Genomic DNA, 12,890 nt, shown 5'->3' on the forward strand with positions numbered 1-12,890 from the left:
GGCTTGGGTTAAGTTTTGTTGCGGGGAAAGGAAGGCGGCGGCGGAGGGTTTATAATCGCGCGCCTTCGGGCGGCCTGCCGCCAGGCAAAAAGGCTACCTGAAAACGATGCCTTGCGGAGCAAGGCTGAGTTTCTGCGAAGCTAAAGCGTAAGCTTCAGCGCAGCTAAAACGGGAAACCGGCAAGCTTCAAGCCGGCATGCAAACGTTGAACACACAAGGATAACACCATGAACGAAAAACAAATCCGCATTCTGGCCGTGGTGGCCACCGTGATGGCCGTGGGCATGTATGTGGCCTACATCCCGCAAATTGCCAACAACCTGGCCGGCCACAAAGGCAGCCCGATCCAGCCCCTGGTGGCCGCCCTCAACTGCACGCTGTGGGTTATCTACGGCTTATTCAAAAAACCGCGCGACATTCCCATCGCGCTGGCCAACGCGCCCGGCATCGTGTTCGGGCTGGTGGCCTTTGTCACCGCGTTATAGCGAACCAACACAACTTTCGCTATGGCGTTAGCCTGCCTTGCCGTATTCCTAATGCTGTCTTATATCGAAAGCCAATGTGATTCGCCATATAAATTTCAGGTAGCCCATGCCCGCACGGTAGGCTACCTGAAAAATTGAACGGAACCAAACATGATCGTATTGCACACCTTCCCCACGCCCCTGGGCAATATGCTCGCCGGTGCCAGCGAACACGGCCTCTGCCTGCTCGAATTTGCCGGCAGCCGCCGCATCGAAGGCGAGCTGCACGACTTGCAACGCCTGCTCGGCAGCCAAAGCAAAATCGGCGAAAATGCCCACACCCGCCTTGCCGCCGCCCAAATCGGCGAATACTTCCGACGCGAGCGGCAAAGCTTCAGCGTGCCGCTACACACGCCCGGCAGCCCATTTCAGCGGCAGGTGTGGGCTGCGCTGCAAAGCATTCCCTACGGCGAGACCACCCACTATCAGGCGCTGGCGGAATCCTTGGGCAAGCCCGCCGCCGTGCGCGCCGTGGCCGCCGCCAACGGCGCCAACCGCGTATCCATCCTCATCCCCTGCCACCGCGTGATCGGCAAAGACGGCAGCCTCACCGGCTACGGCGGCGGCCTGCACCGCAAACAATGGCTGCTCGACCACGAACACGGGCGGCATCAGGCGCAGCCCGATTTGCTCGGCTGATGCCGTGCGCCCGCTGCACGGAAACTTTGCCGCGCCGTATTTGAATGCGTTGAAGCCGCGTTTTCAGGTAGCCTCCCCGCCCGCCAGAGGCTACCTGAAATTTCGTTTTCCCCTGTTTTCGCGTATCATCCGCCACCCCGTCCCACCACACATCCGCCATGAATTTTACCCACCAGCACACCGCCCACTGCGAAAGCGGCGTCGTTTCCACCCTGCTCAAACACCACGGCTACGACCTCAACGAAGCCATGGTGTTCGGCTTGGCGCACGCGCTCACCTTCGTTTACCTACCCGTCGTCAAGCTCAACGGCATGCCGCTGATTTCCTACCGTGCCGCCCCGCGCAGCATCATCAAAAACGTGTGCCGCGCCTTGGGCATCCGTTTGAAACTGCAAAAATTTGCCCGCCCCGAGCAGGGCGCCGCCGCGCTGGATGCCGAGCTGGCGCAAGGCCGGCCGGTGGGCTTGCAGACTTCCGTGTATTGGCTGCCGTATTTCCCGCCCGAAATGCGCTTTCACTTCAACGCGCACAACCTCCTGGTTTATGGCCGCGAGGGCGGCGATTATCTGATTAGCGACCCGGTGTTCGAATGCCCGCAGCGCTGCCCCGCCGCCGATTTGCAGCGTGCCCGTTTCGCCAAAGGCACGCTTGCCGGCAAAGGCCTGATGTATACCGTGGATGCGCAAAGGCTACCTGAAAAACAGCAGCTGGCCGCGCGTTTGCCCAGCCTGTTGCGCGATGCCGTCCGCCGCAACGCCAAACACATGCTCGCGCCCGTATTTTTTGTGGGCGTGCGCGGCATGCGTACCGTGGCCAAGAAAATCGAACGCCTGCCGCAGGCGGATGCCAAATACCAAAAACTGTGGCTCGGCCACCTGGTGCGCATGCAGGAAGAAATCGGCACCGGCGGCGCCGGCTTCCGCTACCTCTACGCCTACTTCCTCGAGCAGGCCGCCGATATTTGCGCGCGCCCCGATTGGCAGGCCGCCTCGCAGGAAATGACCGACATCGGCGATCAATGGCGCCAGCTCGCCAGCTTGTGCGTGAAGCAGTGCAAACGTCCGGGTGAACAGGGCTGCGCGCAAATTGCCACTTTCCTGCGGGAGATTGCGGATAGGGAAGAACGGCTGTGGCGCGGGCTGTTGCGTGGCGCAAAATAGCAGCTGCGCGGATGGCAAGAGGCTACCTGAAAATATTCTTGCCCAATATGGCAGGCATGGCCGGCAGGTTTTCAGGTATAGCGAACCAACTTAACTTTCGCTACAGTGTTAGCTCGCCTTGCCGTACTCCTGTACTGTCTGCGGCTCGCTGCCTCGTATCGAAAGCCAATTTGATTCGCTATAGCCAGCAAAAACCGCCCGCACGGTTTCCCATGCAGGCGGTAGCGGCTTGAAACAAGCGATTAGTTCGGAGACACGAGGATTTTCACCTGGCTCTTCTCTTTCACCAGTGCTTCAAAGCCTTCGTTCACGATGTCTTCCAGCTTGATGCGTTTGGTAACCAGTTTTTCTTTCGGGAAGTAGCCTTGTTCCATCAGTTGCAGCACGGCGGGGAAAATATCGCGGTAGGCGATGATGCCTTTCACGGTTTTTTCCTTGATCACGATTTCGTTCGGGTGGATGGAGGCTTCGTTTTCCCAAATGCTCACGATCACGCATTCGCCGTCGTTTTCCACGCATTCGATGGCTTGCTTGAGCACGGGGGCCACGCCGGTTACTTCAAAGGACACGTTCACGCCGCCGTCGGTTTCGGCTTTGATGTGTTCCACTACGTTCACTTTGGAGGGGTCGATCACCACGGCGCCCAGTTCGCGGGCTTTTTCCTGGCGTTCGGGAGAAAGCTCGATGGCGTAGATGGTGGTGGCACCGGCGGCGCGCAGGGCTTCGATGGTGAGCAGGCCGATGGGGCCGCAGCCGAACACGGCGGCGGTGTCGCCGGCTTTCAGTTTGCTCTGGCGCACGGCATACAGAGCCACGGCAGCGGGCTCGGTGAGCGCGCCTTGTTCGAAGTCGATGCTGTCGGGCAGCTTGTGGCACAATTCGCCGTCTACCACGCAGTAGCTGGTGAAGCCGCCGTCGGCAGCCAGGCCTACGAAGCCGAGGTTTTTGTCGAGGTTGTATTTGCCTTTGAGGCCGTCTTTGGCCAAAATCGGCTCAACGGTAACGCGGTCGCCCACTTTCACGTTGGTCACGTCGGCGCCCACTTCCACGATCTCGCCGGAGAATTCGTGGCCGAGGGTGAGCGGGGCTTTGCGGCCGGAATAGGGGTGCTCTTTCTCTACCGGGATAAAGATCGGGCCGCCGAGGTATTCGTGCAGGTCGCTGCCGCAAATACCGGTGTATTTCACGGCGATTTTCACTTGAGAGGGGCGTGTGATTTCGGGAACGGCTACGTCTTCCACGCGGATGTCGCGGCGGCCGTACCATCGTGCAGCTTTCATTTTGCTCATGTCAGCAATCCTTATGTTGGGTTGGAAAGGAGTGCTGATTGTAGGAACTTTGGGCGGGAGTTTCAAGCGGATTTGTTATATTATTTCGATATTATTTTTTTATGAGCGCGGCGGGGAGAAGCACAGGGCGGAAAGCAGCGGCGCTTTGCGGGCGAGTGTGAATATTTATGATTGAAATACAAGAGATTACTTATCGCTACCCGGGCGCGCGGGAAGAAACGCTGCGCGGCGTGAGCCTGCCGGTGGCCGAAGGCTCGGCGCTGGGCCTGCTCGGGCCCAACGGTGCGGGCAAAACCACGCTGATGTCGCTTTTGGCCGGGCTCTTGCCTGTGCAGGGCGGGCAGATTTTGTTTGACGGCGTGCCCCTGCAGAAGCTACCGGCCAAGGAGCGGCAGCGCGTGTCGCTGGTGCCGCAGGATTTTGCGTTTTATCCGCTGCTTTCCGTGTGGGACAATATGCGCTTTTTCGCTGCGCTGTATGCCGTGCGCGATGAAGGCTACCTGAAAAACCTGTTGGCGCAAACCGGCCTCTCTGAACACCGAGCCAAACTGGCCAAACACCTCTCCGGCGGGCTCAAGCGGCGCCTGAATTTCGCCATCGGCCTCATCAACCGCCCCAAGCTGATTTTTCTCGATGAAATCACCGTGGGCATCGACCCCGAATCGCGCCGGTTTATTTTAGACAGCGTGGCCGGGCTTGCCCGCCAAGGCATCACCGTGGTGTACACCTCGCATTATTTGCAGGAAATCGAGCTGCTGTGCCGCGACATCGCGCTGCTGCACGGCGGGCGGCTGGTGTATCACGGCGGGCTGCACGATATTTTGCGGCAAGGCGCAGAATCCGGCCTCAGCCTGCGCACCGAGCCGCCGCTGCCCGATGGCGAGCTGGCCGCGTTGCAAGGCCGCCGTGCCGCCGACGGCACGCTGCATTTCGACACCGCCGCTCCCGCCGAGCTGCTGGCCGCGCTGCACGCCCGAGGCTACACCGCGCAGGCCTGCCGTTTCGGCTTTGCCTCGTTGGAAAGCTTTTATTTGGATTTTCTGGCCAAACAGGCTACCTGAAAAAAGGCTACCTGAAAAATTTGCGCACGAACTGTTGATAACAAAGCAATGAACCTTCATCCCCACCCCCGCGCCGGAGCTGCCGAATGCTAGCCGCCGCCATCGTTAAAGAGATCAAGCTGCTCAGCCGCGACCTGCACGGCGTGGCCGTGCTGTTTGTGATGCCGATTTTGTTTATGCTGATTATGTCGGCCGCCTTGAGCAGCAGCCAGGAAAACCTCAATCCCGACGCGCAAATCGTGCTGCTCGGCAAGCCCGACAGCCGGCTCAACCGGCAATTCCTCCAAGCCCTGCAAAACGAAAAACTGCATGTGCGGCTGGCCGAGCCAAGCCGCCTTGCCGATTTTCAGGTAGCCTTGCAGCGCGGCGAGGCCGATTTGCTGCTGCTCAACCCAAACGATGAAACCACCCCGCTGGGCGAAGAGCAGCCGCTGCGCCTGTGGCTCCAGCCCGATGCCGACCGCGGCTGGCTGCTCGGCATCAAAGGCCTGATGCAGCAGCACTACACCGAAGCGCGGCTGGCGCAGTATTTTGACGGCAACGAAATTGTGTTGGACAACAACAAAAATCCCGCCGTGCGCCGCATTCAAGACCAAGTGAACAAAGAGCTGGACGGCAAATTCAGCCAAATCGAGGCCTACCTCGGGCGCAAGATGTGGCAGGAAACCTACCTCAACCGCCAGGGCGAGGCCGTGCAGCAGCCCAATTCGGTGCAGCACAGTGTGCCCGCCTGGCTGATTTTCGGCATGTTTTTCATCATGATACCGCTTTCCAATGTGATGGCGATGGAGCGCCAAACCAACACGCTCACCCGCCTGAACATGGCGCGTGCCCCCGCTTGGAAACTCTTGGCTGCTAAGCTGATTCCCTACTTTTTAATCAACCAGTTGCAGTTTGCCGGCATGGTGGCGCTGGGCGCGTGGGTGTTGCCGCTGCTGGATATGCCTGCCTTCGCGCTGGCCGGCGGCTGGGCGGGCTATGCCGCCGTGTCTTGCGCCGTGAGCCTGGCCGCGCTGGGCTATGGGCTTTTGGTGAGCGTGCTGGCCAAAAGCACCGAGCATGCCGTGGTGTTGGGCGGCGGCGGCATCATCATCATGGCCGCGCTGGGCGGCGTGATGGTGCCCGTGCACATCATGCCCGAGCTGATGCAGCGGCTCTCGCAGCTCTCGCCGATGGGCTGGGGCTTGGCCGCTTTTCAAAAATTATTGTTAAACCACTACACCTTGGCGCAAATCGCGCCGCAGCTGTGGCAGCTCGCCGGCTTCGGCCTGGCCGCGCTCGCCGCCGCCGCCGCGCTCTACCGCCGCCAACTGATCACCCAGGCAAGATTCTGATGAACACTCCCGATTTGAGCTCCCCCGCGCTGGAGCAGGCGCTGAAAACGCTGATTGTGCGCGAAACCGAAAAACAAGACGAGGTGGACATGGCCGCCTTCGCCGACGACACGCCGTTGTTCGGCCCCGAAAGCCCGATAGGCCTCGATTCGCTCGATGCCCTGCAAATCACCGTGGCGCTGCAAGCCCGCTACGGCGTGCGCCTCAACGGCGACCGCATGGTGCGCAAACACATGATGAATGTGCGCGATTTGGCGGCGTTTGTCCGCGAACAGCGCGGGGCGTAAGGCTACCTGAAAAAAGGCTACCTGAAATTTGGTTTCCCTATTTTCAGGTAGCCTCCATCCCCTAAATCCTCCCGCCAGATGAACCCAAAAATCACCCAACTCCAACAGCGCCATGCCCAAGCCCGCCTGCTGAAGCGCTACGCCTTTCTCGGCATCGAAGCCGTGCAAGGCAGCGATGGCGAGATTGCCCGTCGGTTTGTGGATAGCGGCATCTACCGCATCGACCGCCCGGTTGCCGCTGCCTTCCCGGTTCATGAAAACGGCATCATCAACCGCGCGCTCTGACAAGCTCAGCACCAAGCCGCCCGCGCCGATATGCTGCGCCGCATCCGCGCCTTGCTTGCCGATAAGGCGTGGATAAGCTTAAGCGACAACGGCTTCGGCTTCTGGGCGCTCGTCTCCCTGCCCGCCCTGCAAGCCGTTTTGGCTAATTGGTTTGCACAACACGGCGATTTCGAGCTGTATTTGGAAAACGGCCATGCGCTGGCCATCCACGAGGCAGAATACGAATGGGAAGTGTTGGAAACGCAGGGCAACCCGCTTGAGGCTACCTGAAAAATGAACATCAAAAGCCACCCGCTCCGCGCCGCCTATTTGTGCGGCAGCAGCTATTGGTGCGCACAAGGGCAGGGCAGCCGCCGCTTCGGGCCGCCCGAACACCCGTTTGCGCCGCCTGCCGCCCGCACCGCACACGGCCTGGGGCAGCCGCGCGCGCTGCCGTATTTCGTCGCCTTTCCCGCCGAGCTGGCCACGCTGGCGCAGCTGTGCCGCTGGGCAGAAGCCGAAATCCGCCGCGCCGCCGCCGATGCCGGCTGGAGCGAAGCCGAATTGGCCGGCCTGCCCATCTTCCTCGGCTCCACCTCCTATGTGATGTCCGACCGCGAAGCCGCGCGGCCCGTGTGTACCGAAGCAGAACGCTTCACCCTGTGCGAAATCGCAGGCTACCTGAAAACCCGTTTCGCCAGCGAAAACGTATTCAGCTTCGCCACCTCCTGCACCTCCTCCGCCCAAGCCCTGCTCGCCGCCGCCCGCAGCATCGAAAACGGGCTGGCCGAGCGCGCCGTGGTGCTGGGCATCGAAAGCTTCAACCGCCTCACCTTCGAGCATTTCCACGCCATGAACCTGCTGGAAACCGAGCCGGGCAGGCTGCCGTTTTGCGATGCCGGCGGCCTAGTGCTGGGCGAAGCCGCCGCCGCGCTGGCCCTGTCTGCCCGTCCGCACCCAAGCTACGCCTGCCGCCTGCGCGGCCTCACCGCCCAAACCGACCACGCCAACCTCACCGCCTCCTCCGCCGAACCGCTGCACCGCCTGCTTGCCGAATGCCTGCGCCGCGCCGGCACCGCCGCCCGAGATTTGCGTGGCGTGAAAGCCCACGGCAGCGGCGGCCTCAGCGACGCGGTGGAAATGCAGGTGCGCGAAACGCTTTGGCCGCACACGCCCGCGCTGCTGTTCAAGCCCTATGCGGGGCACACGCTCGGCGCCGGTGCCGCGCTGGAAACCGCGCTGCTGCTCGCCGCTCTGCAACAAGGCCGCCTACCGCCGCTGCCCGCAGCCAGCACCGGTTTCCCCCTACCCACCCTGCACGGCCGGCCCCTGCCTAACGGCAGCTATCTCAACTACTTCCTCGGCTTCGGCGGCAGCCATTGCGCCTGGCTGCTGGATTGGCAGGCTTGAAGGCTACCTGAAAAATATCGGGCTACCTGAAAACCGATTCCCGGTGTTTTCAGGTAGCCTTTGGAAGATGCGGCAAAAGGCAAACCAGCCGGTGAAAGTGGTTTGCCCTGGCTTTACGATGGAAGCGTTAGTGCGATTGGTTGAACATATAGCGAGCGATTTTCCATTGGCCGTTTACTTTTTCCATCACCCAAAGTTCGCGGAAGTCATCGGGCGCAGTTTGGCGGGTGGATTTGACGGTAACCGGGCCTTTGGAAGTGGAGCGCACGAAGGCGTATCTGCCCAGCACGTTCATTTCCAGCACGGTGAAATCCAAATCCAAACCGACATTGGCAAACAGCCCCGAGTAGTTGCCCTCCAGCCCCTGCTTGCCGGCAGCCGTGGGCGAGGAATACGGCATAACCACGCCGTCTGCCGTAAATAGGGCGGCAACGGCTTGCGGCGATTCGGCTTTGAGTGCGGCGGCGTAATCGGCCAGCAGGCGGTTGATGGCGGTTTGGTCTTGGCGGCTGGCATGAATCACGGCATCGGGTGCGGTTTGGGTGTCGGCATAGGCGGCGGGTGCAGCGAATGCGGCGGCGGCCACGAGGATGGACATCAGTTTTTTCATGTGTTGGCTCCTTAAAGAAGGAAAAGTGTCGGTTGGCTGTGGTGAGGCTACCTGAAAAGCCGTTTTGCTTTTTCAGGTAGCTTTTCGGGCTGAATCAGTCAAACAATGCAAAGCCGCCCGTCCAGCCGATTTGCTCGCGCACGGCCAGGGTGATGGCGAGGAAGCCGAAGGCTTCCAGCTCGCGCGCCCGTTTCAGGCTGCCCGCGTCTTTGCTGTGCACGCCGCTGCCTTTCAGTGCGTCGGCCAGCTGCTGTTTGGCTTCACCGCTGTCGCCGGCAATCAGTACGGTGGTTTCTGCTTTGTCGGCCACTTTGCGGCTGGCCAGGGTGGCGGCAAAGTTGGTGTTGAAGGCTTTGAGTACGCGGCTTTGCGGCAATTTGGCGGCGATGTGTTCGGCGGCCGAGCTGCCTGCGGCAACGGTTAGGCCGTCCAGCGTGTCAAAATTGACCGGATTGCTGATGTCCACCACGGTTTTGCCTGCAAGCTGCGCGGCGTATTGGCTGATGATGTCGTCCACAGCGGCAAAATATACGGCCAGCACTACGATGTCGCCCAGCTGTGCGTTTGCCTCACCGCGTTTCACAAACGAAACCTGATGCCCTGCCGCCTGAAACAGACTGCCGATGGCGTTGCCCATATTGCCTTGTCCGAAAATAGAAATGTTTGCCACTTTTTGCTCCTGGATACGAGTTGAAGAGAATTGCTTAACCTTGGAGCGCATTGTATTCGGATAAGCATTGCTTGATAATCCGTGTATTTCTTGAAACAGTTTGAAGCAGAACTTGAAATGGAAAAGGCGAAACTGCTGCTGATTTTTGCCGAAGTGGCCAAACAGGGCAATATGAGCCGTGCCGCCGTGCCGCTGGGCATGACCGCCAGTGCGGTGAGCCAGCACATGCGGCATTTGGAGCGGCTCTACGGCGTGAAACTGCTCAACCGCAGCACGCGCCGCCTGGAGCTGACCGAAGCCGGCCAGCTGTTGCTGCGCCATGCCGAGCATTTGGCGCAAACCATGCGGCAGGCCGACGACGACATGGCCGCGCTGAAACACCGCCCGAGCGGGCAGGTGCGGATTTCGCTGCCCACAGGCTTCATCAATGCGCCCGAAACCCGCCGCCTGCTGGACACGGTGCGCGAGCGCCATCCCGATATCCGCATCAGCCTGATGGCGCAAGACGAAGCCGTCGATTTGCAGCACAACGATGCCGACATCGCCATCCGCGCCGGCGAAATTGCCGATTCGCCCGACAATGTTTCCCGCCGCCTCGCCGCCTGCCCAATGCACATCTGCGCTTCGCCCGATTATCTGGATGCCCACCCCGTGCGGCGTGTGGAAGACCTGCTTTCCGCGCACTGGTTGTGCCACAGCGAAACCATTCTGCGCGCCGCCTTGGACGAACTCGGCCTGTCTGGGCGTTGGCCCGACAGCCTGACCGAATGCCCTTCATCCGCCGCCAGCGCCTACTATCTTGCCGCCGAAGGGCTGGGATTAACCCTTGCCCTGTCGCTCGAAATCGCCCCGTTGCTCGACAGCGGGCGCCTGAAAATCGTGTTGCCACAGCACCGGCTGGCAGCAAGAAATATTTACGCCGTCGTTGCCCATGCCAAACAGTCGGCGAAAAACACGGCGGTGCTGGAAGCGTTGAAAGAAGTGTTTGGCGGAAAGAGGGCTACCTGAAAAGCAGAGCGAATTAAATTTAAACCAGGATTGCGTTGCCCCGCCTTGCCACCTTGTTCTGATTCAAATTTAATCCACTATATCGGGCTACCTGAAAACAGAAAGGACGATTGCCGAATATGCTGGCAGATTTTCCCCTTAATCGGCCGCTGTGCCGCATCCAGGCTGGCAGCCGCTTCCTGGCCGAGCCGCAGCAGACAGACGGCGAACTGCGCCGACTCCTGCGCGAACAATACGGCATCGACGCGCGCCGCCTGAGCCGTTTCACCCTGCTTGCCCTGCTGGGCGCGCTGCCGCTGTGCCAAGGGCTACCTGAAAACCCGGCCGTATATCTGGCTTCGCCGTTCAGCTCGCCCGGCCGTTTGGCGGCGATGCGGCAGAAACTGGCGGCCGGGCTGCCTTCGCCGCTGGATTTCATGGCCAATATCCACAACGCCGCCACTTTCCATCTGGCGCAGATTCTCGGCAGCAGCGGCAACAGTGTGTTTCTGGCGGCGGAAGCGGAAGATTGCTGGGCGGCGCTGTATGCCGCGCTGAACGAGATGCTGGCCGAACCCGGGCAAACCGTGCTGCTGGGCTGGGCGTATGAGCGTGCGGCGGAGGGCGAGCCGGAAGGCAGCGTGTGGTGGAAACTTTCAGGTAGCCTGTTGCCGCGGGCAGAAGGCGGCAGGATAAGCGTGGCCGGGGAAGGCGAAGCGGCATCGGCGCTTGTGCCTGCGGCGGCGGGCTTTCTGCCTGCGGTGCTGGCGTGGGAGGATCGGGCGCGGCAGGGCGGGGCAGTGTTGCCGCGGCGCGGGATGTGGCCTGCTTTGCGGGTGGAATGGGGCGAAAGATGAGGGAATATCGGCTGCTGGATGTGGTGCGGCTGAAGCGGGATTGGCGGGAACACGGCTTGCGCGCGGGCAGCATCGGCACGGTGGTGGACGTGTATGGGCGCGATGCTTACGAGGTGGAGTTTGCCAACCAAAGGGGCGAAACGCTGGCTTTGCTGGTGTTGCATGCGCCAAGGGATTTCGAGCAGTATGAGACTGCCTGAAAAAAGTGCAGCGCAGGGGCGTGTCTGCGCAGTTGAAATTTTCAGGTAGCCTTTATGCTTGGCTACCAAACGAAGGGATGGCGAACCATCCCTTCTTGCATATCGCTCAAGAATCGATGTTCACCAAATTCTCCGGCGCCAGGATGCGGTCGAGCTCGGCTTCGCTCAAGAGGCCGCGCTCCAGCACCACTTCGCGCACGCCTTTGCCGGTTTGGGCGCAGATTTTGCCCACCAAGTCGCCGTTTTCGTGGCCGATATAGGGGTTGAGGTAGGCGACCAGGCCGATGGAGTGGAATACATAACGCTCGCAGATGTCGCGGTTTACCGTGATGCCGCGCACGCATTTGTCGGCCAGCGTGGCGGCGGCGTTGCCCAAAAGCGAGATGGTTTCAAACATGCATTGCGCAATCACCGGCTCCATCACGTTCAGCTGGAGCTGGCCGGCTTCGGCGGCGAAGGTGATGGTGGTGTCGTTGCCGATCACCTTGAAGCAGATTTGGTTCACCACTTCGGGAATCACCGGGTTTACCTTGGCCGGCATAATGGAGGAGCCGGCCTGCATTTCGGGCAGGTTGATTTCCTTCAGGCCGGCGCGCGGGCCGGAGGAGAGCAGGCGCAAATCGTTGCAGATTTTGGAGAGCTTCACTGCCGTGCGCTTGAGCGCGCCGTGCACCATCACATAGGCGCCGCAGTCGGAAGTGGCTTCAATCAGGTTTTCGGTGAGCTTGCAGGGCAGGCCGCTGATGGCGGAAAGTTTTTGCACCGCCAGCGGGGCGTAGCCCGGGGGCGTGTTCACGCCGGTGCCGATGGCGGTGGCGCCGAGGTTCACTTCCAGCAGCAGCCGGCGCGTGCGCTCCAGATTGAGGATTTCTTCTTCCAGCAGCACTTGGAAGGATTTGAATTCCTGCCCCGCCGTCATCGGCACGGCATCTTGCAGCTGGGTGCGCCCCATCTTCAGCACGGTTTTGAATTCTTCGGCTTTTTGCGTGAAGGCGTTTTTCAGGTAGTCTAATTTGCCCAGCAGCCCTTCCACACTTTCATACACGGCTAGGCGGAAGCCGGTGGGGTAGGCATCGTTGGTGGATTGGCTGGCGTTCACGTGGTCCATCGGGTTTACGATGTCGTAGCGGCCTTTGGCGTGGCCGAGGATTTCCAGCGCCAGATTGGCGATCACTTCGTTGGTGTTCATGTTTACCGAAGTGCCGGCGCCGCCTTGGAATACGTCGGAAGGAAATTGGTCGAGGCAGCGGCCTTTTTCCAGCACTTCGTCGCAGGCGCGGGCGATGGCGTCGGCAATTTCCGGCCGGAGCGCACCCAAATCGCCGTTAGCCTGCGCCGCCGCTTTCTTCACCATCACCATGCCGCGCACAAACTGCGGCACGTCGGAGATTTTCTGGCCGGAAATCTGGAAGTTTTCCATGGCGCGCAAGGTGTGGATGCCCCAATAGGCGTCGGCGGGGATGCTGCGCTCGCCCAAGAGGTCGTGTTCGGTGCGGGTGTTCATGATGTTTCCTTTGCGTGGAGGGATGGCGGGATGATACCAAGTTCCGCCGTTTTCGGCTTGCCCCGGCCGCCCGATTGCCGTCGGGGAAATGTGC

The 12,890-nt window shown here is 60.8% G+C and carries 16 protein-coding genes; 12 read left to right on the forward strand and 4 right to left on the reverse strand.

What is annotated here, in order from left to right; translation table 11 throughout:
* Window positions 1-227: 227 nt before the first annotated feature.
* From A7P95_RS05275 to darH, 3 genes are all read left to right on the forward strand, one after another.
* Window positions 228-485 (forward strand): SemiSWEET family transporter, encoded by a 258-nt coding sequence (locus A7P95_RS05275; RefSeq protein WP_067592282.1) that lies wholly within the window; start codon window positions 228-230, stop codon window positions 483-485.
* A gap of 150 nt (window positions 486-635) precedes the next feature.
* Window positions 636-1,163, forward strand: coding sequence for a methylated-DNA--[protein]-cysteine S-methyltransferase (locus A7P95_RS05280; protein ID WP_067592285.1), 528 nt, complete (start codon window positions 636-638; stop codon window positions 1,161-1,163).
* A 158-nt stretch (window positions 1,164-1,321) separates the two neighbouring features.
* Entirely contained in the window at window positions 1,322-2,323 is a 1,002-nt protein-coding gene (gene darH, locus A7P95_RS05285) for a BtrH-related acyltransferase DarH (protein WP_067592288.1), read from the forward strand.
* 242 nt (window positions 2,324-2,565) lie between these two features.
* Here the strand turns inward: darH and A7P95_RS05290 are convergent, their stop codons facing one another.
* Window positions 2,566-3,612, reverse strand: a complete 1,047-nt coding sequence (locus A7P95_RS05290; RefSeq protein WP_067592291.1) for a 2,3-butanediol dehydrogenase — start codon at window positions 3,610-3,612, stop codon at window positions 2,566-2,568.
* Between the two features lie 167 nt (window positions 3,613-3,779).
* On the opposite strand from A7P95_RS05290, the gene A7P95_RS05295 reads away from it, so the two are divergent.
* The 6 genes from A7P95_RS05295 (at window position 3,780) to A7P95_RS05320 (ending at window position 7,968) form a co-directional block, all read left to right on the forward strand.
* On the forward strand, window positions 3,780-4,673 hold the full coding sequence (locus tag A7P95_RS05295; RefSeq protein WP_067592295.1) for an ABC transporter ATP-binding protein: 894 nt from the start codon (window positions 3,780-3,782) through the stop codon (window positions 4,671-4,673).
* A gap of 86 nt (window positions 4,674-4,759) precedes the next feature.
* Window positions 4,760-6,007, forward strand: a complete 1,248-nt coding sequence (locus A7P95_RS05300) for an ABC transporter permease (protein WP_067592296.1) — start codon at window positions 4,760-4,762, stop codon at window positions 6,005-6,007.
* The gene (locus A7P95_RS05305; protein ID WP_370632689.1) at window positions 6,004-6,294 is read left to right on the forward strand and encodes a phosphopantetheine-binding protein; all 291 of its coding nucleotides are present in this window, start codon (window positions 6,004-6,006) and stop codon (window positions 6,292-6,294) included. The genes A7P95_RS05300 and A7P95_RS05305 overlap by 4 nt, the downstream gene beginning before the upstream one ends.
* 78 nt (window positions 6,295-6,372) lie before the next feature.
* On the forward strand, window positions 6,373-6,579 hold the full coding sequence (locus A7P95_RS05310; protein WP_067592300.1) for a hypothetical protein: 207 nt from the start codon (window positions 6,373-6,375) through the stop codon (window positions 6,577-6,579).
* 30 nt (window positions 6,580-6,609) lie between these two features.
* Window positions 6,610-6,849, forward strand: coding sequence for a hypothetical protein (locus A7P95_RS05315; protein ID WP_067592308.1), 240 nt, complete (start codon window positions 6,610-6,612; stop codon window positions 6,847-6,849).
* A gap of 3 nt (window positions 6,850-6,852) precedes the next feature.
* Complete coding sequence (locus A7P95_RS05320) at window positions 6,853-7,968, forward strand: beta-ketoacyl synthase N-terminal-like domain-containing protein (protein WP_067592311.1); 1,116 nt, start codon at window positions 6,853-6,855, stop codon at window positions 7,966-7,968.
* Window positions 7,969-8,095: 127 nt separating this feature from the next.
* Here A7P95_RS05320 and A7P95_RS05325 read toward each other — a convergent pair whose 3' ends face one another.
* Window positions 8,096-8,578, reverse strand: a complete 483-nt coding sequence (locus tag A7P95_RS05325; RefSeq protein WP_067592314.1) for a YybH family protein — start codon at window positions 8,576-8,578, stop codon at window positions 8,096-8,098.
* 94 nt (window positions 8,579-8,672) lie between these two features.
* The gene (locus A7P95_RS05330) at window positions 8,673-9,248 is read right to left on the reverse strand and encodes an NADPH-dependent F420 reductase (RefSeq protein WP_067592315.1); all 576 of its coding nucleotides are present in this window, start codon (window positions 9,246-9,248) and stop codon (window positions 8,673-8,675) included.
* Window positions 9,249-9,365: 117 nt separating this feature from the next.
* Here A7P95_RS05330 and A7P95_RS05335 point away from each other — a divergent pair, with 117 nt between their 5' ends.
* The 3 genes from A7P95_RS05335 to A7P95_RS05345 all read left to right on the forward strand — a co-directional run bounded on the left by A7P95_RS05335 (window position 9,366) and on the right by A7P95_RS05345 (window position 11,292).
* Complete coding sequence (locus tag A7P95_RS05335; protein WP_067592317.1) at window positions 9,366-10,256, forward strand: LysR family transcriptional regulator; 891 nt, start codon at window positions 9,366-9,368, stop codon at window positions 10,254-10,256.
* 119 nt (window positions 10,257-10,375) lie between these two features.
* Window positions 10,376-11,092 carry a beta-ketoacyl synthase chain length factor gene (locus A7P95_RS11910; protein WP_067592319.1) on the forward strand — a complete coding sequence of 239 codons (717 nt, stop codon included), beginning with the start codon at window positions 10,376-10,378 and terminating at the stop codon, window positions 11,090-11,092.
* Window positions 11,089-11,292, forward strand: coding sequence for a DUF4926 domain-containing protein (locus A7P95_RS05345; RefSeq protein WP_067592321.1), 204 nt, complete (start codon window positions 11,089-11,091; stop codon window positions 11,290-11,292). Before A7P95_RS11910 ends, A7P95_RS05345 begins: the two co-directional genes overlap by 4 nt.
* A 106-nt stretch (window positions 11,293-11,398) precedes the next feature.
* Here the strand turns inward: A7P95_RS05345 and aspA are convergent, their stop codons facing one another.
* Window positions 11,399-12,796, reverse strand: coding sequence for an aspartate ammonia-lyase (aspA, locus tag A7P95_RS05350; protein ID WP_067592328.1), 1,398 nt, complete (start codon window positions 12,794-12,796; stop codon window positions 11,399-11,401).
* Window positions 12,797-12,890 lie beyond the last annotated feature (94 nt).

Source organism: Eikenella longinqua, assembly GCF_001648355.1.
Lineage (GTDB): Bacteria > Pseudomonadota > Gammaproteobacteria > Burkholderiales > Neisseriaceae > Eikenella > Eikenella longinqua.